20 protein-coding genes are annotated in these 20,914 nt (G+C 45.6%); 12 read left to right on the forward strand and 8 right to left on the reverse strand.

Annotated elements, in window-relative coordinates; translation table 11 throughout:
• Window positions 1-36: 36 nt before the first annotated feature.
• Both HDC91_RS20120 and HDC91_RS01465 read right to left on the reverse strand, forming a co-directional pair.
• Window positions 37-1,290 carry a Y-family DNA polymerase gene (locus HDC91_RS20120; protein ID WP_183547836.1) on the reverse strand — a complete coding sequence of 418 codons (1,254 nt, stop codon included), beginning with the start codon at window positions 1,288-1,290 and terminating at the stop codon, window positions 37-39.
• Window positions 1,274-1,708, reverse strand: coding sequence for a LexA family transcriptional regulator (locus HDC91_RS01465; protein WP_183547838.1), 435 nt, complete (start codon window positions 1,706-1,708; stop codon window positions 1,274-1,276). The genes HDC91_RS20120 and HDC91_RS01465 overlap by 17 nt, the downstream gene beginning before the upstream one ends.
• 155 nt (window positions 1,709-1,863) lie before the next feature.
• Between HDC91_RS01465 and HDC91_RS01470 the strand changes: the two genes are divergently transcribed.
• The 11 genes from HDC91_RS01470 (at window position 1,864) to HDC91_RS01520 (ending at window position 14,403) form a co-directional block, all read left to right on the forward strand.
• On the forward strand, window positions 1,864-2,553 hold the full coding sequence (locus tag HDC91_RS01470) for a bifunctional 2-polyprenyl-6-hydroxyphenol methylase/3-demethylubiquinol 3-O-methyltransferase UbiG (RefSeq protein WP_183547839.1): 690 nt from the start codon (window positions 1,864-1,866) through the stop codon (window positions 2,551-2,553).
• Window positions 2,554-2,556: 3 nt separating this feature from the next.
• The gene (locus HDC91_RS01475) at window positions 2,557-3,681 is read left to right on the forward strand and encodes a glycoside hydrolase family 130 protein (protein ID WP_183547840.1); all 1,125 of its coding nucleotides are present in this window, start codon (window positions 2,557-2,559) and stop codon (window positions 3,679-3,681) included.
• A 104-nt stretch (window positions 3,682-3,785) separates the two neighbouring features.
• A complete protein-coding gene (locus HDC91_RS01480) occupies window positions 3,786-4,340 on the forward strand; it encodes a hypothetical protein (RefSeq protein WP_183547841.1) in 555 nt (184 codons plus the stop codon).
• 286 nt (window positions 4,341-4,626) lie between these two features.
• Window positions 4,627-5,466, forward strand: coding sequence for a hypothetical protein (locus HDC91_RS01485; protein ID WP_183547842.1), 840 nt, complete (start codon window positions 4,627-4,629; stop codon window positions 5,464-5,466).
• Window positions 5,467-5,474: 8 nt separating this feature from the next.
• The gene (locus tag HDC91_RS01490; protein WP_183547843.1) at window positions 5,475-7,025 is read left to right on the forward strand and encodes a phosphatase PAP2 family protein; all 1,551 of its coding nucleotides are present in this window, start codon (window positions 5,475-5,477) and stop codon (window positions 7,023-7,025) included.
• Window positions 7,026-7,036: 11 nt separating this feature from the next.
• Window positions 7,037-7,831, forward strand: coding sequence for a hypothetical protein (locus tag HDC91_RS01495; RefSeq protein ID WP_183547844.1), 795 nt, complete (start codon window positions 7,037-7,039; stop codon window positions 7,829-7,831).
• Between the two features lie 86 nt (window positions 7,832-7,917).
• Window positions 7,918-9,018, forward strand: coding sequence for a hypothetical protein (locus HDC91_RS01500; RefSeq protein WP_221262083.1), 1,101 nt, complete (start codon window positions 7,918-7,920; stop codon window positions 9,016-9,018).
• Window positions 9,019-9,112: 94 nt separating this feature from the next.
• Window positions 9,113-9,577, forward strand: coding sequence for a RidA family protein (locus tag HDC91_RS01505; RefSeq protein ID WP_183547845.1), 465 nt, complete (start codon window positions 9,113-9,115; stop codon window positions 9,575-9,577).
• A gap of 4 nt (window positions 9,578-9,581) precedes the next feature.
• Window positions 9,582-10,694 carry a D-TA family PLP-dependent enzyme gene (locus HDC91_RS01510; RefSeq protein WP_183547847.1) on the forward strand — a complete coding sequence of 371 codons (1,113 nt, stop codon included), beginning with the start codon at window positions 9,582-9,584 and terminating at the stop codon, window positions 10,692-10,694.
• Window positions 10,695-10,725: 31 nt separating this feature from the next.
• On the forward strand, window positions 10,726-11,796 hold the full coding sequence (locus HDC91_RS01515; protein WP_183547849.1) for a dipeptidase: 1,071 nt from the start codon (window positions 10,726-10,728) through the stop codon (window positions 11,794-11,796).
• 12 nt (window positions 11,797-11,808) lie between these two features.
• On the forward strand, window positions 11,809-14,403 hold the full coding sequence (locus HDC91_RS01520; RefSeq protein WP_183547850.1) for a glucosidase: 2,595 nt from the start codon (window positions 11,809-11,811) through the stop codon (window positions 14,401-14,403).
• Between the two features lie 2 nt (window positions 14,404-14,405).
• Here HDC91_RS01520 and HDC91_RS01525 read toward each other — a convergent pair whose 3' ends face one another.
• Window positions 14,406-14,774 (reverse strand): hypothetical protein, encoded by a 369-nt coding sequence (locus HDC91_RS01525; RefSeq protein ID WP_183547851.1) that lies wholly within the window; start codon window positions 14,772-14,774, stop codon window positions 14,406-14,408.
• Between the two features lie 394 nt (window positions 14,775-15,168).
• On the opposite strand from HDC91_RS01525, the gene HDC91_RS01530 reads away from it, so the two are divergent.
• Complete coding sequence (locus HDC91_RS01530; protein ID WP_183547852.1) at window positions 15,169-16,098, forward strand: sugar phosphate isomerase/epimerase; 930 nt, start codon at window positions 15,169-15,171, stop codon at window positions 16,096-16,098.
• Window positions 16,099-16,147: 49 nt separating this feature from the next.
• Here HDC91_RS01530 and HDC91_RS01535 read toward each other — a convergent pair whose 3' ends face one another.
• The 5 genes from HDC91_RS01535 to HDC91_RS01555 all read right to left on the reverse strand — a co-directional run bounded on the left by HDC91_RS01535 (window position 16,148) and on the right by HDC91_RS01555 (window position 20,853).
• Window positions 16,148-16,414, reverse strand: a complete 267-nt coding sequence (locus tag HDC91_RS01535) for a hypothetical protein (RefSeq protein ID WP_183547853.1) — start codon at window positions 16,412-16,414, stop codon at window positions 16,148-16,150.
• 6 nt (window positions 16,415-16,420) lie between these two features.
• Window positions 16,421-16,924 (reverse strand): DUF4251 domain-containing protein, encoded by a 504-nt coding sequence (locus tag HDC91_RS01540; RefSeq protein ID WP_183547854.1) that lies wholly within the window; start codon window positions 16,922-16,924, stop codon window positions 16,421-16,423.
• Between the two features lie 299 nt (window positions 16,925-17,223).
• Window positions 17,224-19,107, reverse strand: coding sequence for a molecular chaperone HtpG (gene htpG, locus HDC91_RS01545; protein WP_183547855.1), 1,884 nt, complete (start codon window positions 19,105-19,107; stop codon window positions 17,224-17,226).
• Between the two features lie 389 nt (window positions 19,108-19,496).
• On the reverse strand, window positions 19,497-20,111 hold the full coding sequence (locus HDC91_RS01550) for a thioredoxin family protein (protein WP_183547856.1): 615 nt from the start codon (window positions 20,109-20,111) through the stop codon (window positions 19,497-19,499).
• Window positions 20,112-20,319: 208 nt separating this feature from the next.
• Window positions 20,320-20,853 (reverse strand): NADPH-dependent FMN reductase, encoded by a 534-nt coding sequence (locus HDC91_RS01555; protein ID WP_183547857.1) that lies wholly within the window; start codon window positions 20,851-20,853, stop codon window positions 20,320-20,322.
• Window positions 20,854-20,914 lie beyond the last annotated feature (61 nt).

Consider the following 20,914-nt stretch of genomic DNA (forward strand, 5'->3'; position numbering starts at 1 on the left):
CTAATTATTTTAGTAATTAAAAATGTTTCGTACAACTTAACGGGTTACAATAATATCCTGCCACCTGGTGGTATATTGCTTGCTCAGAAACTCTTGTTTCATTTTCCATGTTTTGTCGTAACCTTCGGCAGCTATACGCAAACTGCCACGGCCGTACCGGCCGTTGATATCGTCTATAATACCGCTTAGTTTCTGCTTTTTGCTATTATCGTACCCGGTGAACATGTTGTATTGCACCTCGCCTGCGGGAATAATGCCTGTAGCCCTTATGCCTGTTTTAAGATAGTTATAGTTTGGCTGCCAAATGGTGCGCATAGCCTGTACACAAATCTTGGTAAGCTCGTGTGTACTATTAGTTGCAAACGGTACTTTAACAGTAATGCTGGGGTAATGCTGATCGTGCTTAACGTTATGCTTGTTGGTACGCAGATAAACGGTTAAGGTAAGCGCCATGCTTTTTTGCTGCCGCAGTTTAAGCGCTATGGTAGCAGCGTGCATGGCCACCGCTTCTTCTATTTTTTCGAGCATGGTTTGGTAAGTGTTAAAGCTTTGGCTCGATTCGATACCTTTAGACCGGTCGGCCACGTCGCGTATCACATTACGTGGTTTGCCCCATAATTCCTGGTGCAAACGCCATCCTTGCACGGTCATTTGCTTACGCACAAAATCGGGTTTCAGTTGCCTGAAGTCTTCGGCAGTGTTTATACCAAACTCCTTTAATTTATCATAATAGGCCCTGCCAATACCCCACACATCCTCTATCGGGAAATCCTTTACAATTTTGCCGATGTGTTTCTCATCCTTTAAGACCAGAAAATTTTTACCCTGCTTTTTAGCGGCTTTATTAGCCAGCTTAGCCAGCGAAAGGGTAGGGCCAACGCCAATGGTAATAGATAAGCCCGTATTGCGCATCACGTTCTCGCTGATGGTTTGTGCATGCAGCTCTAAATCAAGGCCGCGTACATTATCAAAGGCCATAAATGCTTCGTCTATACTGTAAACCATCAACATGTAGGTATACCGCGCAAGGTTATTCATCAGGCGTGCGCTCATATCGGCATAAAGCGGGTAATTGCTGCTAAAAACAACAGCGTCGTGATCTTTCAGCGTTTTACGCACAATAAATTCGGCATCGCCCATTTTTAGCCCTATGGCCTTAGCCTCGTTGCTGCGTGCTATAACACAACCATCGTTGTTTGATAATACAACAATAACCTTCCCTTTTAATTGGGGCTGAAATAGCGTTTCGCAACTTACATAGCAATTATTTATATCAACATGCGCAAACACGTATGTACCTCCCTGTACGTTGTTGTGGCTGTAATAAGGGGTTTAAGGTTAACAACACCACTCCCCAGCATTCCCATTGGTCAATATCGCTAATAATGAACGTATCGGCAGCGGTGTTCCCTTTTAACACCAGCCGGTTTTTTTCAGGCAGATACGCCCTGGTATAAAATCCTCCTTCATGAAAAAAAACCACTATGCTGCCCGGCACCGGCTTTAACGAGCGGTCGACCACCAAGATATGGTCGGCGCCTATCTGATATCCCGTCATGGCTTCGCTGCCCATACGCATGTAATAGGTGTTATCCGGGTCAATAACCGTAATGTCAGTAATATCAAGCGTGGGCTCTTCATGAGTCAGCATCGGCAGGCGAAATCCCAGCACGTCTCTCTTAGTAATTTGTTTCCTGATGTGCAGCATAATTACAATATGCCAGCAAAAGTAATACTAAAAATATTAGTATTTTAACAGCGTTTAAAAATCCTTACAACCTGTAGCTGTATATTAAAAATGAACGTGGGATATTGATGCTTTACCTTACATTGCTTTAATTTGGCTAACACAATTAAATTACATTGAAAGACATATTCGGCCAGGCATTATTTGATCATTTTAAGGGTAACGGCCGGAGTAAGCTGTGGATAAATAACACCTACGGCGCAAAAGAGGAAATGCCCGTGGACGTATATTTCCGTACCGAAAATGAAATGCCCGACCTGGAGTTGCTTGCCTTAAGCCGGTGCAGCGGCAAAGTTTTGGATATCGGGGCAGGTGCAGGCAGCCATACGCTGTTGTTACAGGAACGCGGCTTAGCGGTTACCGCGCTTGACATATCCGAACTGGCAGTTACCATTATGCTGCAGCGCGGCGTTAAGCAGGCCGTACCAGGAAATATTTTTGACTACCGGGACGAAAAATTTGATACCTTATTATTGCTGATGAACGGTATCGGCCTATGCGGTACTATTCAAAAATTACGTTTATTTTTACAACATGCCAAAGTTATATTGAACGAGGGGGGAACGTTAATGTTCGACTCGTCGGATATTGCTTACCTGTATGAAGGCAATTTACCTGCAGCAGGTTACTACGGCGAGTTGTCTTACCAGTATGTGTATAAAGGGCAAAAAACCGATTGGTTTAAGTGGCTGTATATCGACCAGCAAACGTTACAACAAGTGGCCGCACAGGAGGGTTGGGTTACAGCGTTTTTATTTGACGATGGCATGGACCAATACCTGGCCAGGCTTACACCCGTTAACTAAACTATGATGAAAAAAGTTTACAAATTTATTAGTGTACTCGCGTATATCGTGCTATCGGCCGGCGCAGTATCGGCACAAACGGATAAACTGCCGGCCTGGGCTTTCGGGCCGTTCATCAGGCCGGCAAATGTTAACCCGCTTATCAGCCCGGATACTACCACCCGCTTTTATGACCCTATGCGAAAAAAGCAAACCGACTGGGAATCTAACGATACCTTTAACCCGGCGGCTACCATAAAAAACGGCAAGATATATATTCTTTACCGCGCCGAAGATAAATCGGGCACCGGCATAGGGGGGCGTACGTCAAGACTCGGCCTGGCGGAAAGCGCCAATGGCATTTCCGTAAAGCGATCGCCGGTACCGGTGTTATACCCCGATAACGACAGCCAGAAAGAATTTGAATGGACAGGCGGCTGCGAAGACCCGCGCGTGGCCATGACCGCCAACGGCACTTATGTGGTTTTTTACACACAATGGAACCACGATATGCCCCGCCTGGGCGTAGCCACCTCAAAAGACCTGAAGAAATGGACCAAGCACGGGCCTATATTCCGTAAGGCCTATAATGGTAAATTTTTTAATATCGCCAGTAAATCGGCCTCTATAATTACGAAACTAACCGGCGGAAAACAGGTAATAGCCAAAATTAATGGTAAGTACTGGATGTACTGGGGCGAAACCGGCGTTTATGCCGCCACATCTACCGACCTGGTGAACTGGGCGCCGTTGATGAATGCCGACGGCAGTCTTAAGGCATTGATATCGCCTCGCAAAAACTATTTCGACAGCGACCTTACCGAATGCGGCCCGCCGGCTGTTATTACCCCAAAGGGCATTTTACTGCTGTATAATGGTAAAAATAACATCAATTACGGCGACAAGCATTACACCGCAAACTCCTATTGCGGCGGTCAGGTACTTTTTTCGGTCACTGATCCTACGCGGGCCATTAGCAGGCTTGATAAGCCTTTTTTTGTACCGCAGGAAGCTTTTGAAAAAAGCGGGCAATACCCGGCAGGTACCGTATTTATGGAAGGCCTGGTTTATTTTAAAAGCAAATGGTTTTTATACTATGGCTGTGCCGATTCGCGGGTGGGGGTAGCGGTATTTGATCCTCATAAATAGCTGTTTTATAGTTTTTTAACCAAAAAATACTTTTTTGTAATATTTTTGTGATAATTAAATAAATACATATATTTACAACCGTATTATCCCTAATACTACGATTGGTGAAAAGGTTTTTTGCTTTATTCCTGCTTAGCATACATCTGTTTAACACGGGTGGGTACAGCCTTATCTTCCAATATTTCATCCACCGTTCCGAAGAACAGATTGTAAAGCAGATATACGAAAACAAGGTTGATGCCACCCAGCTTGTACAGATAAAAGTACCGCTAAAAAGTCCGGGGATAGTAGACTGGCCCGATTACGAGCGTATACAGGGGCAAATACAGTTAAAGGATGGTTTTTATAACTACGTGGGTGTTAAAATGACGCGCGATACCATGTTTTTGGTGTGCGTTGCCAATAGTGTAAAAACCAAGCTGTTTAATGCCAATATTATTGTTGCAAAAAACTTCAGCGATGTTCCGCTAAGCAAGAAGGGGCAGGATGCGCCGCTTAAAAAGGCGCAATCCGGAGTTTCTGATTATGACGCCCCCGAAACAAGTTACACGTTTTTAAGATTTGCCCATGCCTTTGAAAGAAGCAACGCTTCTGTTTCATACAAATTATCCCATCCTTACATCGAGTCTCCGGGCAAGCCGCCTAACCACATCGGTTGATTAATATATCAAACTTATTATTTCTCAATTCCTGTAATTCAGGGTAGTTGCGTCTTGTCGTGGCGTAACTGTTATTTGAATTAGCTGTATTTGAGATGAAAAATACGGCATCAGCTTCTAATTTGTGAGATTTTTAGCGGCTGATGCTTGTAATACTTTATCCATACTTACTTAAAAAGCTAATATGAAACACTGTTTACATTATATAAACAGGTATTGTTTGGCTGTTTTAGTTTGTGTTGCCTTAACAAATACTGTTAGTGCACAAACCGAAACGGATGCGCTAATGATACCTAAAAATTACTTCTGCGCCGCAGGCGTTTACACTCACAACAACTGGGACCATTACTGGGAAGGAACCTTTAAACGCGATAATGGTAACCTGGGCACCGTTAGCAGCAACATTTTTGCGGTTGGGGGCAATTACGGTTTAAGCAACAGGGTAAACCTGTTATTTATGATACCCTATATAAAAACCAATGCAACTGCAGGTACCTTAAGGGGCCAGCGCGGTGTACAGGATATTAACCTTGCTGTTAAGTGGATGGCCGTAAAGCAGGAAGTGGGCACCGGCCTGCTAAGTTTGCACGCTATTTTATCAGGAAGCATCCCTTTAAACAACTACGAGGCCGATTATCTGCCGCTTTCGCTGGGTATGCAAAGTAAAAGCATAGCCCTGCGCGGGTTGCTTAACTACCAGGTAGGCCGCTTTTTTTTAGCCGGGGCCGGCCAGTATGTACGCAAGGACAATATTACTATTGACCGCGACTCGTACTACACTACCGAAATGCACTACACTAACCAGGTAGCTATGCCCAACGTTACAAACTTTTTGGTTAGTACGGGCTACCGCAGCCTAAGGTTCAATGCCGAGGCCGTTCTATCTCAGATGACCACTATTGGCGGCTTTGATATCACCAAAAATAATATGCCGTTCCCAAGCAATAAAATGAATGCTACAATGGCTGGCGCAGTATTTAAATACAGCTTTAGCAAGCTGGAAGGCCTGGAGCTGACTGCCGGAGGCAACTACGTACTAAAAGGCCGGAATTACGGCCAAAATACCTCGCTTTTTGGCGGCGTATATTACGTATTTGCGGTTAAGAAAGATAAATCTGAAAAATAAGTACAGTCATGAAAAAGAACATACTTTATATATTACCCGTGATGATAGCCTTAACGGTATTTCAATCATCATGTAAAAAGGAAATACAGGAACGTAACCAGCTATATCCTGCGCTTGCACCGTCTAACTTAGACCTTGACGCTGACACCTGGACGCCCGTATTAACAGCTTCATCAACTTTTACGGTTGCAACGCCTGATGCTGTAACCTCGCCTAATTATCTTGCCGATCTGAACGAGATAAAAAGCTATCAGCGTAACCTTACTAACGAACAAAGAGAGATAATCAAATACTGGAGCGCCGGATCGGTTTTGCGCTGGAACGAGATATTACGCGAACTGGTTGCCAAACACAATGTGCCGCCATACCAGAATGAGGATGGCACTTATCCGGCCCCGAGCGCTGCAAACCCGCTGGCGTACCCTTTATTCCCATTCTCGAACCCGCCGTATGCCGCGCGTGCTTATGCTTATGTAAGTGCCGCACAGTACGACGCTTTGGTACAGGCCTGGAAGTTTAAAAAACAATTTAACCGTGCCGCTCCATACACCAATGATCCGGCAATACAGGCGCTAGTGCCAAAATCAACTTTACCGGCATATCCAAGCGAAGACGCTGTTGTTGCCGGCGTTACCGCAAAGCTGATGGAGTTACTTTTCCCGGGCGACCTTGATTTTATACAAAAGAAAGTGGCCGAAGAAAAGTTATATCGCATTATGGCCGGTGCTAACACACGGTCGGATATGGACGCGGGCGAAGCCTTGGGCAAACAGGTAGCAGCCGTATTTGCAGCGCGCGCCCGTACTGATGGCGCAGGCGCAGCGGGCGGCAACCCCGAGATATGGAAAGCGTTTGAAACAACAACCGCAGCCAAAGGTGAAGTGCCATGGATAAGTTTGGAATCGCCTAAGCGCCCGCCAATGTTGCCATTGTTCACCAAGGTGCAGCCATTTTTATTTTCAACAGCAACGGTAGCGGCGTTACGCCCCGCGCCACCTTATGGAACTAACACTCCCGAGTTTAAAAAGGAATCAGACGAGGTGTTGGCCATGAGCAGGAATCAGAGTCGCGAACATGAACGGATCGTAAATTTCTGGGCTGACGGCGTAGGTACAGTAACCCCTCCGGGCCACTGGAATGTTATTGCCGCTGACGAGTTTGTTAAACACAATTATAGCGAAGTACGATGGGCACGCAACCTGGCCTTACTGAATATGGCCGAGATGGATGCCGCTATTGTTTGCTGGGACGCCAAATATTTTTACTTTAACCCACGCCCTACACAAATGATGTTTAATATAAAAACCCTAACTGGTATACCCAATTTCCCATCGTACACTTCGGGCCATTCAAACTTCAGCGGGGCTGCTGCTACGGTTTTGGGATATTTAGTACCCGAAAAAGCTAACGCTTTCATGGCCATGGCAAACGAGGCGGCAATGTCGCGCTTATATGGGGCAATTCATTATCGCAGCGATTGCGAAGTTGGTTTGCAAACAGGTATTAAAGTTGGCGAGTATGCGGTAAACAGGGCGAAAACAGACGGAGCGGGGAAATAGGGTTAAGGATTATGCTTAGAACAGAACAAAAGATACATTACGCCTTACGTATTGCGGTTGCCATGTGTTTTATAGGCCACGGTTGTTTTGGTATACTTACCAAACAAATATGGTGTAATTATTTTGCCGTATTCGGTATAGATACTCATACAGCATATGCCCTGATGCCGTGGGTTGGTATTTGCGATATAGCTTTGGGCCTGGTAATGCTGGTATACCCTATGCGGGCAATAGCCTTATGGCTGGTTATGTGGGGGGGCGTTACCGCATTTTTGCGTCCGGCATCCGGCGAGCCATTTGCTGAATTTATTGAGCGCGCGGGTAACTTTGGCGCCCCGCTCGCGCTCCTTATCCTTTCGGGTGGTGTAAGCGGCTTTCGCCAGTTATTTGTGCGTATCGATGCAAATGCCGTGGTTGATGATAAAACCCTTAAAAGCGTATTTAATTGTTTAAAGGTTGTTGGCTTTTTACTGCTAACAGGCCATGGCTGGTTAAATCTTATACAAAAGCAAGGGTTGCTTGGTCAGTACGCCTCCTTAGGTTTTGCCAATCCGGCCAGGATTGCCCAGTTTGTTGGGGTTTTTGAAGTAACCGCGGCTTTTGTCGTATTGGTGAAACCTATCCGCAACGTGCTGCTTATATTCATCCTATGGAAAATTTCCAGCGAACTGCTTTATCCACGTTATGAACTTTTTGAATGGATTGAGCGCGGCGGAAGCTACGGCACCCTTATAGCGCTATGGTTTGCAACTAAACAGGTACCCCTTAAATTTTACAGTAAACCGTTACAAAAACATACTAATTAATCAACCAATTTAAAAACCTGTACAAAGTACCGCTAACCTTATTGGTTTTACGGAAACCGTACTTACTTAAATCAAATAATCACAACATGAAACTTACTTTTAAATTCCTCACGGGGATCGCGATAATCTTACTTCTTAACAATACTGCCGCCAGGGCGCAAGGGTGCGTTGCTATCCGCAGCACAGGCGGGCTGTGTGCTATGGATGAACATCCGGACAGCACCACCTCGGGGGGTGCGTGGCTTTTTAATGCTAATAGCAGGTATTACCGGTCCTACAAACATTTTGTGGGCAAGCAAGAACAAAAACAACGTATAGAAATGGGTACTAATGTTATCAACCATTCATTCGCGCAGGATTTTACGCTTACCCGTATTTTTAACAATCGCTGGTCGTTTTCGATAGATGTGCCCGTGCTTAATAACACCAGGTCGTCGTTATACGAGCACGGCGGCAAAGAAAGGCACGAAACCCGCTCATTTGGCCTTGGTGATATCACCATAAAGGCTTATGCCTGGTTATTAGACCCGGCCAAAGCACGTAAAGGGAATATTCAGGCAAGTTTAGGTTTAAAATTAGCCACAGGCAGCTATACTTACCAGGATTATTTCCAAAACACAGGCCCGGGCGGCACAAAACTATTAGGTCCTGTTGATCAATCGATACAATTGGGCGATGGTGGTACGGGTATTACTACCGAGATAAACACCTACTACAACTTTTCTCACAATTTTGGTTTGTACGGTACATTTTATTACCTGATAAGCCCGCGCGAGCAAAACGGGGTATCATCTGCACGGGGTGGCGCACCAAGTGCAAAAGCTGTAGCGAACGGTAGCGACGTCATGAGTGTGCCCGATCAGTTCATGATCAGGATAGGTGCCAATTATGGTGTGGGTAAATTTAACTTTTCGGCGGGCCTTCGTGAAGAATGCCTGCCTGCCAAAGACCTGGTAGGCGGTAATAATGGTTTCCGCAGGCCGGGTTATATCGTATCAGCCGAGCCGGGGATAACCTACCGTTTAAAACGGTTCTCGGTTTACACTTATGTGCCTATTGCCATGGTGCGCGATCGTATACAAAGCGTACCTGATAAAATTAGTACACAATTAACCGGCGTTTATACACAGGGCGATGCCGCCTTTGCAGATTACGCAGTAAACGTGGGTGTATCTTTTAAGCTTTAATTAATATAATGGTTATGTAAGTCAGGCCGGGGTGGTTCCCGGCCTTTTTTTGTTTACAACTGCGCTTTTTGTTTAAAAATAATAGATTTACAAAATGAACTCAGCCGAACAGAACTTTAAAGACCTGGGCTTAAACCTGCCCCCGGCACCAAAACCGCTTGGTGTTTATAAACCCTGTTTAATTGATGGCAAATACCTGTACCTGTCGGGCCACGGCACTGTGCAGGACGATGGCAGCCTGATTATTGGTCGCATTGGCGATACCATTAATATGGAAGATGGCAAACTTGCGGCACGGCAGGTGGGCCTGGCTATGCTGGCTACCATTAAGGCCAACTTGGGCAGCCTGGATAGGGTTAAGCGTGTTATAAAAGTATTAGGCATGGTAAACTGTACGCCCGATTTTGAAAGACACCCCTACATCATCAACGGTGCCAGCGAGCTGTTTGCGAAAGTATGGGGCGAAGAAAATGGCGTTGGTGTACGCAGCGCGGTAGGGATGGGCTCGTTACCCGATAATATCCCGGTAGAGATAGAAGCTTTATTTGAATTGGTTTAAACCTATGGCAGCACCCGACTGGTACACCATCAACAATGTTGACGAACTGGATACGCCCGCGCTGGTGGTATATCCCGATAGGGTAAAATACAACATCGGCCTGGTTAAAACCATGATAGATGATGTATTGCGCCTGCGCCCGCACGTTAAAACGCATAAAAGCCCTGACGTTAGTTTGCTGATGATAAAAGCCGGTATCACCAAATTTAAGTGTGCCACCATTGCCGAAGCAGAAATGCTGGGCATGGCTAAAGCGCCTGATGTGCTGTTGGCTTACCAGGCCACCGGGCCAAAACTTAGCCGCTTTGTACAGCTGATAAAAGCATATCCGCAAACGGCGTTTTCGTGCCTGGTTGATAATGAAAAAACCGCTAAAGCCATAGCCGACCAGGCCACAGAGCAAAATATCACCATACCGGTTTATATCGACCTGAATATTGGCATGAACCGTACCGGTATTGTGCCGGCACAAGCACTTGCGTTATATGAAGCTTGTGCTGGTTTGGTAGGCATACAGGTATTAGGGTTACATGCTTACGATGGCCATATTCACGATGCCGATTACAATGCCCGGCAGCAACGATCTGACGATAGCATCAAACCTGTGTTAAAACTGGCGGATGATATAGCGGCTACAGGGTACAGCAAGCCGGTTATTATTGCAGGTGGATCGCCAACCTTTCCGATACTGGCGAAGAGACCCGGGTTGGAGTGCAGCCCGGGCACATTTGCTTATTGGGACAGGGGCTACCAGTTGGCGTTTCCCGAACAGCAATTTCAAACAGCGGCGCTGATAATTGCAAGGGTAATTTCGTTGCCTTACGAAGGGAAGATCTGTATAGATGTGGGCCACAAATCGGTATCCGCAGAAAACGAATTATCAAAACGGATTTACTTTTTAAACGCGCCCAACCTTGTTTTTAACAGTCAATCCGAAGAGCATCTGGTAGCCGATGCAGGCAAGGGTCATCAGTATAAAGTAGGTGATATTTTATACGGCTTGCCGTATCATATCTGCCCAACTATCGCTTTATATGAACGGGCAATTACCGTTGAAAATAAGCTTGTTACAGAGGAATGGAAAAATATAGCGAGGGATAGAAAAATAACGATTTAACTACTCACCTAATCAACTGCTTAACAAACCCATGTTTATTATAGATGCCCATTTAGACCTTAGCATGAACGCGCTGGAATGGAACCGCGACCTTACCCGCCCCATTGCGGAAATAAACCAACGCGAAGAAGGTTTAACCGACAGGCCCGACCGTGCAAAGGCGGTGGTGTGTCTGCCCGAATTACGAAAAGGCAACATGGGCCTGGTGGTAGCAACGCAGATAGCACGTTACGTAGCACCGGACAATCCATTGCCCGGTTGGCATTCGCCGCAGCAGGCCTGGGCGCAAACGCAGGGGCAGCTTGCCTGGTATAAAGCAATGGAAGATGCAGGCGAAATGGTGCAGGTAAACAACCTGCAAAGCCTCGATAAGCATTTAGCTTTATGGAGTGACGGTACCGATAACAGCAAAAAACCAATTGGTTATATCCTTAGTTTGGAAGGGGCAGATTCTATAGTAAATATCAGCTATTTGGAAGGAGCATACAAAAGCGGCCTTCGTGCGCTGGGCCCTGCGCACTATGGCCCGGGCAGGTATGCCAATGGTACGGATGCTACCGGCAAAATGGGCCAAAACGGTTTAGACCTGCTAAAAGAAATGGAGCGCCTCAACATCATCCTTGATGCTACGCACCTTTGCGATGATGCCTTTTGGCAGGCCCTTGATAATTTTAACGGCCATGTTTGGGCCAGTCATAACAACTGCCGCGCGTTGGTAAACCATAACCGCCAGTACAGCGATGAGATGATCAAAGCGCTGATCGATCGCGGGGCGGTGATAGGCGCGGCCCTTGATGCCTGGATGATGGTACCTAACTGGGTTAGGGGGCAATCGACCCCGAGTGGGATGAATTGCAGCCTTGAGGTAATGGCAGATCACATAGACCATATTTGCCAGATAGCCGGTAACGCCCTGCATGTGGGTATGGGTACCGATCTGGACGGGGCCTTCGGGCGTGAACAATGCCCCTACGACCTGGAAACCATCGCCGACATGCAGAAAGTGCCATCACTGTTAAAAAAACGTGGCTATAGCGACGCCGACATTGAAAATATGATGCACGGTAACTGGCTGAGGTTTTTGCGGAACGCCTGGAAATAAAAAAAATGATAGATGGTTGCAGAGCACAAAAGATTAAAGAACACCGGGTGGAAAAAATGGGGGCCTTATGTAAGCGACCGCCAATGGGGAACGGTACGCGAGGACTACAGCGCCAGCGGCGACGCGTGGAGCTATCTTACCCATGAGGTGGCCCGCAGTAAAGCCTACAGGTGGGGCGAGGACGGTATAGCAGGCATTTGCGATCGCGGGCAGCTATTATGTTTTGCCGTCGCATTCTGGAATAAAAAAGATCCCATTATCAAAGAACGCTATTTTGGCCTTAGTAACGCCGAAGGCAACCACGGCGAAGATGTAAAGGAACTGTATTATTATTTGGATAATACACCTACGCATTCCTATATGAAAATGCTGTACAAATATCCCCAGCAGCCATTCCCATACGACCATCTGGTTGCCGAAAACAAAAAACGCGACCGTGCACAACCCGAATATGAGTTGATGGACACGGGGATATTCAATAACGACGACTATTTTGATGTTTTTGTTGAATATGCCAAGCATTCGGCAGATGAGGTGCTGATCAAAATAACTGTGCATAACAGGGGCAAGGCTGATGCAAGCTTAAATGTACTGCCCACCGTTTGGTTCCGCAACACCTGGGATTGGGGCTATGATAACTACAAACCTCAGTTATCTGCATATAAAAATGGTGTTAAAATAAAGCACAAGGAGTTAGGCCCGCTTTGGTTAACCGCAGAGGGCAACCCCCCGATGCTGTTTTGCGATAACGAAACTAACCCCAAACTGTTTAACATAACCAATGGCCGGTCGTACTGCAAGGATGGTATAAACGACCATATCGTAAACGGGGCTAACACAATAAACCCGGATAATACGGGCACTAAGGCAGCCCTTAATTATGATATTACCATACCGGCGGGCGAGCGTGCTGTTATTCGCTTAAGATTGTCTGATAAGGCGGGGAGTGGCTTTGACGACTTTGATAGTGTATTTGCGTTGCGGCAGCAGGAAGCGGATGAATTTTATAGAACGCTTACCCCCGGCGGCGAAAGCGATGCTAAAGCACAAATACAACGACAGGCGTATGCCGGTATGCTTTGGAACAAACAATTTTATTACTATGACATCCACCAGTGGCTGAAAGGTGACCCGGCAGAGCCCGGGCCGCCCGTGCAGCGCGAACACCAGCGCAACAGCAAATGGCAGCATTTTAACGCCATGGATGTTATTTCGATGCCTGATAAATGGGAGTACCCATGGTTTGCCGCGTGGGACCTGGCCTTCCACTGTGTTGCGCTGGCTGATATTGATATCGGATTTGCAAAAAGGCAGCTTAACCTTTTGGTGCGCGACTGGTATATGCATCCCAATGGGCAGTTGCCGGCCTACGAATGGGATTTTAGCGATGCCAACCCGCCGGTTCATGCCATGGCAACCTGGAAAATATATCAATTGGATAAGAGCGCCAATGACGGAAAAGGCGACACTTATTTTCTTGAGCGTATCTTTCATAAGCTGATGCTCAATTTTACCTGGTGGGTAAACCGTAAGGATGAGGCGGGCAACAATATTTTTGAAGGCGGCTTTTTAGGACTGGACAACATAGGCGTTTTTGACCGCAATACCCGTTTTGCAAACGGCGCCCATTTAGAGCAGGTAGACGGTACAAGTTGGATGGCCATGTATTCGCTTAACCTGCTGCGCATAGCGGCCGAGCTGGCTGTCGCAAATAAGGCATACGCGGATATAGCATCAAAGTTTTTTGAACACTTTATTTACATTTCGGCGGCTATGTCAAGTTTGGGCGTGGGCGGTGTAAGCGGTTTGTGGGACGAAGAGGACGGCTTTTTTTATGATCAGCTGCGCATGCCTGACGGATCTGCAGAAAAGATGAAGGTACGCAGTATTGTAGGCCTTATACCCTTATTTGCAGCGGAAGTGCTGAATGACACGGATATTGCCGACAACCCCATCTTTAGGGCGCGGATGGACTGGTTTACGGCAAACCGCCCGGACCTTACCGCGCTGGTATCGCATTGGGACGAAAAAAGCAGCGGCGGTAAACATTTGATAAGCCTGCTTCGCGGCCACCGTATGAAGGCAATACTCGGCTACATGCTTGATGAACAGGAGTTTTTAAGTCCTTTCGGCATACGGTCGCTCTCCAAATATCACCTCAATAACCCCTTTAGCGCGGATATTAACGGCACGCTGTTTAGTATAAAGTACCTGCCTGCCGAAAGCGATAGCAATATGTTTGGCGGCAACAGCAACTGGCGCGGCCCGGTGTGGATACCGATTAACTACCTGATCATCGAAAGCCTGAATGATTATTATTTGTATTATGGTGATGAACTACAAGTGGAATGCCCAACCGGATCAGGCAAAATGATGAACCTTAAAGAAGTGGCTAATGAACTTTACCGGCGGATATCAAAACTTTTTTTGCCCGACGGGCAGGGCCGCAGGCCAATAAACGGTCAGGACGAAAAAGCGCAAACCGATCCTAACTTTAAAGATCACATACTTTTTTATGAGTACTTCGACGGCGACACGGGCAAAGGTTTAGGCGCTGCCCATCAAACCGGTTGGACCGGGCTAATAGCCAGTTGCTTGTATCATTAAAATCAATCGCTGTAAGATACCGTCATTGCTTTTTTTCTTTCTTTGGAATAAGCTATGCCCATCATACCTTCGTACCCTTCGCGGTGGCGAAACAGGATGGATTGCTTATTGGCTTTAATTTTCTCCCAGTCGGCCTTGTCAGCTGCATTTGGGTTTCCAAACGCTTCTTCGAAAGCTTGTTCGCGTCTTATGGCCGGCGATCTGAATTTGTCCTCATCAAAATAATGCTTAAAAATTTCGTTGATCTTTGCGACCTGCTGACTTGCTGACATCGATTCGGGGTCTATCAGTAAGTCGATGGTTGAAAAACGATACTGGTAAAGCAATTCGTTGCGGGCGTTCTTAACTTCAAGCAGCCCTTTGGATGTCAACAGATCTTTACCATATAGCTTAAGCGTAAAAGCGTCTTTTTCCTTTAGATCCGAGAAATAGTGTTTGGTGGAATATTCTTTAACTAAACTGCTTGTATCGGTACTGATTCGCAGGTCTTCATCAGAACCCGGCTCAGGTGGGGCATTTGGGTTTACGTGTTCTGTTGTACGAGTCGTGTCGGGTTTTTGGAACTTTCTGCTCAGGATTGCCGCATGATGCTAATGCAAGCAGCAGGACAAGGGGTATAATTTTGTTTTCCATAACATCAATAATAACCTGTTTGAAGGCCGATAGTTTTATTCGTATTCAATGCGTTATTTTGACACAATAAATTTTTTTGTTCAAACTATTTGATTTAGATTTACTAACCAAGTAAAACTAAACACTATTTATATGGATTTTAACAGGCGTAAGTTTTTACAAAGCACGGGCGCGCTTGCGCTTAGCAGTGCTGTTTTATCGGGCAAAGCGGCATCGCTGTTTAAGGTTATTAAGCACCCTGTTGGCGTGCAGTTGTTCACCTTTTTTAACGTAATAGATGATGATGTTAAAGGTACCTTAACCAGGGTGGCGGGCGAAGGCTACAGCGAAATCGAATCGGCATTCAGTAAAAAGGGCGGCTACTATGGGTTAAAACCCAAAGCATTTAAAGCGCTTGCGAATGATGCCGGCCTGTCGTGGAAATCGCACCATGTTCTGGGCGCGCCGTTCAAACTGCCCGCCGGTGCTAAAATGCCAACCATGCCCGACGGTAAGCCTATGGTGATACCACCCATGCTGAACCTGCAGGATAACATGCAGCAACTGGTAGATGAGGCCGCCGAAGGTGGCGTAAGGTACCTGGTTTGTGCTAATTCGCCGACGGGAACAGCTGCCGAGCTAAAATCCACAATAGCGGTATTAAACAAAACAGGGGAGGCAGCTTCTAAGGCGGGGCTGATATTTGCCTACCATAACCACGATATGGAATTTAAAGCGCTTGACGATGGTACGGTGCCTTACGACCTGCTTTTATCAGAAACCGCTCCGGCCCATGTAAAAATGGAGCTTGACCTGGCCTGGGCGATAAAAGGCGGTAAAGATCCGGTTGAGATGTTTAAACAGCACCCCGGCCGTTTCCCGTTATGGCACGTAAAGGATCTGGATGCAAGCCGCGAAAACATTTTGCCGGTAGGCAGTGGCACCATCGACTTTAAACCGATCTTTGCGGCTGCGTCAACAGCAGGCATGCGCAGTTTTTTTGTAGAACACGATATGCCGAAGGATGCTTTTGCAAGCATACACAGCAGCATTCAGTACATCAATAAAAACTTGAACGTATAGAAAAGTATATTACAATTGCAGAAATATTACCGATCAATTTGTACAGGTGCTATTTTAAATAGGCCTGCACAAATTGGTCGTTGTATATTGCACTAACCAAAGCATTTATCACCGGTTTTTGAGGCGACCCGCTATCCAGTTTGGTGGCATGGTCTTCCAACTCGTCTAAATATGCCACGGCTTCCTGCTCATCTTCAAAAAGCAATACCAGTTTGCCGCTAACTTCGGTGTCTGTTCCGTTAGGCGTTAAAGGTAAGTTATGCCGCTCAAATACTTTGGCGGATATTTCGGGTGACGGTATGGTAATTCGCAACATAATTTATTATTTCTTTTTCTCAATTATATTCCCCGAAAAGCGCATCCGCTCCCGGTTGTTGCTTAAAACGGTTAGGTCGGCAGTACCGCTTGGCGAAATGTTGAATATTAACTGACTGGCGTTTTTACTATCCTTTGGTTTAATTAGTACATAATACAAACCGTTTTTTTTCAACTCTTCTGAATAGGTAAAATCGGTTGATGTAAACTTTATACCTTCATCGCCGCTGCTATAACCGGCGCCTGAATAGGAAACACCAAAAAAAGGTAAATAGGAAACAACTGTATCCTTAACTACACGCACATCATAACCCGGTGTTAAATAGCGCATATTACCATACGACGGGTGGGCATAGTTAGCTTCGAACGTGAAGTTTTTAGATTCGACCATTTGTTTTATAGCGGCGGCTTTAGCAGCCTGCTTATCACTTTTTTTGGTTTGCGCAGCCGCAGGGTCCAATACGGTAACCGTAATGAACAAGGCAAATATTATTTTTATTAAGGTTTTCATTTTTAATGTTTTATATATATAAACGTTATTTTTTATTAGACGTTATGTACTGCAAAAAGTTTAATTAAATATATCACTATTAACCTGTATTAAACACAACTGGCGGCCCGGTACTGTTTGGCTTAATGCGGATTAAAATGCCGGTATATTTAAATGTATGCATCTATGTTTTTATTCTGTTTTTAATAAAGATGCACGCCGTATCAATTTTCCATAAACGGATAAAAAATGAGTCAACAAAAAAGCCATCCCGGTAAGGATGGCTTAAATTCTATTCCCTTTTAGGGGGTAGGGGGCGCTTATATCAGGCTAACGCTGCGGTTAACAAACTCGGTAAGCTCGGCGCCGGTTAACAGGCCTTGCGATAGCAGGGCCAGGTCAAACGCTTGTTTGGCCAGCTGAGCCTGTACACCTTCGTCTTCGCCTTCTAAAATCCGGCTGATCAGTTTATGGTTGCCGTTTACAATTACCTTGTAATTATCAGGCATGTTGCCATAAAAGCCCATGCCGCCGCCCATGGCAGCCATATCTTTCATACGGCGCATAAATTCATCCATGGTAACGGTTACGGGCAGTTCATCAGGGCTAAGGCTTTCTAACTGTACTTTATAGGCCGGTTTGTTTATAGCTTTATCAAATATTTCTTTGATCCTGGTCGACTGCTCTTCGGTTAATACATGCTCGGGGGCATCTTCTTTTTTGATCAACTTATCGGCAACATCGGCGTCCACACGTTTTAGGGATGTTTTCTCTAATTTCTGCTCTAACTGGCTGATAAAGTGGTTATCGATAGGAGAGTTCATTACCAAAACATCATAGCCTTTTTTATTGGCCGATTGGATGAATGCGTCCTGTTTTTCGGCATCGTTGGTATAAATGTACACCAACTGGCCATCCTTATCGGTTTGCAGTCCTTCAACCTTTTCTTTGTATTCGCTTAAGGTGAAGTTTTCTTTAGCGGTGTTGGTCACCAAAACAAAGTCTTTTGCCTTGTCATAAAATTTATCTTCGCTCACCATGCCGTATTTCACAAACAGGCCAATGTCGTTCCATTTTTCTTCAAAACCTTTACGGTCGTTCTTAAATAGATCGGCCAGCTTATCGGCCACTTTTTTGGTGATGTAGCTGTTTATCTTTTTAACATTGCTATCGGCTTGCAGGAAACTACGTGATACGTTCAGCGGGATATCGGGCGAATCGATAACACCATGCAGCAGCATTAAAAACTCCGGCACAATATCCTTAACCTCTTCGGTAATGAATACCTGGCGCGAGAATAACTTGATCTTGTTTTTCTGGAACTCAAAATCGTTCTTCAGTTTAGGGAAGTACAATACGCCGGTAAGGTTAAACGGATAGTCAACATTCAGGTGTATCCAAAATAACGGGTCTTCGCTAAAAGGGTAAAGTTCTTTATAAAACTTCAGGTAATCTTCATCCTTCAGTTCGTTCGGCGCCTTTGTCCATATCGGGTTGGTGTCGTTTATAATGTTATCAACTTCAACGGTTTTATATTTTGGTTTCCCTTCCTCGTCTGTGCCATCTTCAACGCTTTCTTCCTTAGTTCCAAACTTAATAGGCACCGGTAAAAATTTGCAGTATTTATCCAATATTTCCTGCAGTTTGTATTTACTTAAATACTCTTCAGATTCCGCGTTAATATGCAGTGTAATTTCGGTGCCGCGTTCTTCCAGGCTGCCTTCGGTAATTTCAAACTCTGTGCTGCCATCGCAAACCCAATGGGCAGGGGTAGCGCCGTCCTGGTAGCTTAGGGTTTCAATCTCTACCTTGTCGGCCACCATAAATGCCGAGTAAAAGCCCAGGCCAAAACGGCCTATAATTTCGTTGGCATCCTTGGCTTCCTTAAATTTCTCCATAAACTCGGTAGCACCGCTAAATGCTATCTGGTTGATGTACTTTTTAATTTCTTCGGCCGTCATACCAATACCGTTATCAGATATGGTAATGGTCTTTTTGTCGGCATCAAACGCAACCTCAACGCGCAGATCGCCCAGGTTGCCATTGTACTGGCCTAAAGCGGCAAGTCGTTTTATTTTCTGGGTAGCATCAACAGCATTTGATACCAGTTCGCGCAGAAATATCTCGGTATCAGAGTATAAGAACTTTTTGATGATGGGAAAAATGTTTTCGGTGTGAATCGAAATTGTTCCTTTTTCTTGCATAGTAGTACTTTTTTGAAAGTTTGAATGATTTACGGATACAGCTAATCAATGCCCGTTCCAAATGAAGAGAATTGCCAAATTGGCAGAGGGGTGAATGTGCGGATGTGCAGATATGCAGATTCCAGATGTGCAAATTGCAGATGAGAATTGAATCCGCCCGTCGTTGGATTATTCCGCCGCTGTTGTGTTGTTACCGGCAGCATGGATATTAGTATGCGTGGCGGCTTGTTGGTGACAACACCAACAAGGGCGAAAAAGGTTCCACCACGTCATTGCGAGGTACGAAGCAATCTCTTCAGGACGATTATACACCTTGCATAAAGACTTGATTAAAGGGATTGCTTCGACTAATGACGTGTATTTTAATGACGCGTATTTTTAAGTCGGGATCACATTGAACCTACCGATGCCGGTGAAGCAGGTGTTGCAGGCGTAGCCGGTTTTGTAGCAGGTGCGGGGGCGTTTTGTGCAAAGCGTTTGGCTATAACAGCTAATTGCGCGTCGTTTAATTTGGAGGTGGCTTTTAGTATCGCCGTAAATTTTGCTACTTCATCAGCACTGGCAGGGCAGCCAATATTATCGCCGTAAGTATCCATGGACGCGCCCGCCGGCCTGATCTGGCTATCAGCCAGTACCTTGCCTTTAGCATCAAGCACTACCCAAAACGGCAGGCCCGATTTTTCGCCATGAAATCTGGTCATCACATCCATTGAGCCAGGATTCTCCAAATCCTTTTTGGCGGGTTGTTCCATCACATCAAGCGTGGTTATCACGTAGTTATCATCAAACATTTTCTTCACCGAAGGGTCGTTCAACGAGGCTTCCATCTTTTTACACCAGCCACACCACGAGGCATGAAATATCAGCATCACTTTTTTGTTCTCTTTGAAAGCTTTAGCGTAAGCATCCTTCAATACAATTTCGCTTGCAGGCATAGCTGCGGTTTGGGCAAACCCCGATTTGACGGTAAATAAAACAAGCAGTATTATCAATGATTTTTTCATGGGGGTAATTTTTAAAGCAATTTAGTAAAATTAGATGAGTTAGCATAAGCAAAACCCGCCATTAATAATAGGATATCCGGCTGTGGTGATCATGGTTAACACTTATTATGCGATATTTATTGTAATTGTTTGATTATAAGTAATTTATAAAAAATAAATCTTAAATTGTGTTAACCATGTTAACCATGTTACCATGAGCTTTTGATTACTATTGTGCTATAGCCTTCAATACCTTATCTGCCAAAGATCTTAAAGCAGTTGCGGTTTGCAGGTCGGTGATATTGCGCTCACTGTCCATTTTTGAGCGGATGTACGAGATAAGCAGGGTGCCGCCTTCAATAACATCACAATCGATAGCCCCTAATACCTTAAGCAGGGCTGCGTGCGCGTTTTCGCCGCCTGTTGATGCGGTTACCAGGGCTGTGGGCTTTCCCGAGAACGAGCCGCTTGATACCATCCAATCCAACGCGTTCTTTAATTGCCCGGGGATGCCGTAAGCATATTCGGGCGTGCAAATGATAACGGCATCGGCTTTTGTAATAGCCTCCCTTAATCTGATGATGGCTTCGGGTGGTGTATCGTTATCCAAACCCGGATCGAAAGGGGGGATGGCAGCCAGTTCGTCGTATATATGATAGCTGATATCCGCGGGCATCAGCTCGCCGATATAGGTTAAGATCTTATGGTTTGATGAGCCTGCCCGCAGGCTGCCGGAAATAGCGAAAACGGATTTATTTAGCATCGGATATTTCTCAACCGTCATTGCGAGGTACGAAGCAATCTCCCGATTTTCAGGGCCACAT

The sequence above is a fragment of the Mucilaginibacter sp. AK015 genome (genome assembly GCF_014200785.1).
GTDB lineage: Bacteria > Bacteroidota > Bacteroidia > Sphingobacteriales > Sphingobacteriaceae > Mucilaginibacter.

Bases quoted from the DNA above. Each gene is read 5' to 3' on its own strand.
- HDC91_RS01495 (WP_183547844.1), top strand. From the start codon at position 7,037: ATGCTTAGAACAGAACAAAAGATACATTACGCCTTACGTATTGCGGTT.
- HDC91_RS01555 (WP_183547857.1), bottom strand. From the start codon at position 20,853: ATGCTAAATAAATCCGTTTTCGCTATTTCCGGCAGCCTGCGGGCAGGC.
- HDC91_RS01535 (WP_183547853.1), bottom strand. From the start codon at position 16,414: ATGTTGCGAATTACCATACCGTCACCCGAAATATCCGCCAAAGTATTT.
- HDC91_RS01520 (WP_183547850.1), top strand. From the start codon at position 11,809: ATGGTTGCAGAGCACAAAAGATTAAAGAACACCGGGTGGAAAAAATGG.
- HDC91_RS01505 (WP_183547845.1), top strand. From the start codon at position 9,113: ATGAACTCAGCCGAACAGAACTTTAAAGACCTGGGCTTAAACCTGCCC.
- HDC91_RS01530 (WP_183547852.1), top strand. From the start codon at position 15,169: ATGGATTTTAACAGGCGTAAGTTTTTACAAAGCACGGGCGCGCTTGCG.
- HDC91_RS01490 (WP_183547843.1), top strand. From the start codon at position 5,475: ATGAAAAAGAACATACTTTATATATTACCCGTGATGATAGCCTTAACG.
- HDC91_RS01485 (WP_183547842.1), top strand. From the start codon at position 4,627: ATGATACCTAAAAATTACTTCTGCGCCGCAGGCGTTTACACTCACAAC.
- HDC91_RS01510 (WP_183547847.1), top strand. From the start codon at position 9,582: ATGGCAGCACCCGACTGGTACACCATCAACAATGTTGACGAACTGGAT.
- htpG (WP_183547855.1), bottom strand. From the start codon at position 19,107: ATGCAAGAAAAAGGAACAATTTCGATTCACACCGAAAACATTTTTCCC.
- HDC91_RS01475 (WP_183547840.1), top strand. From the start codon at position 2,557: ATGATGAAAAAAGTTTACAAATTTATTAGTGTACTCGCGTATATCGTG.
- HDC91_RS01540 (WP_183547854.1), bottom strand. From the start codon at position 16,924: ATGAAAACCTTAATAAAAATAATATTTGCCTTGTTCATTACGGTTACC.
- HDC91_RS01500 (WP_221262083.1), top strand. From the start codon at position 7,918: ATGAAACTTACTTTTAAATTCCTCACGGGGATCGCGATAATCTTACTT.
- HDC91_RS01515 (WP_183547849.1), top strand. From the start codon at position 10,726: ATGTTTATTATAGATGCCCATTTAGACCTTAGCATGAACGCGCTGGAA.
- HDC91_RS01465 (WP_183547838.1), bottom strand. From the start codon at position 1,708: ATGCTGCACATCAGGAAACAAATTACTAAGAGAGACGTGCTGGGATTT.
- HDC91_RS01550 (WP_183547856.1), bottom strand. From the start codon at position 20,111: ATGAAAAAATCATTGATAATACTGCTTGTTTTATTTACCGTCAAATCG.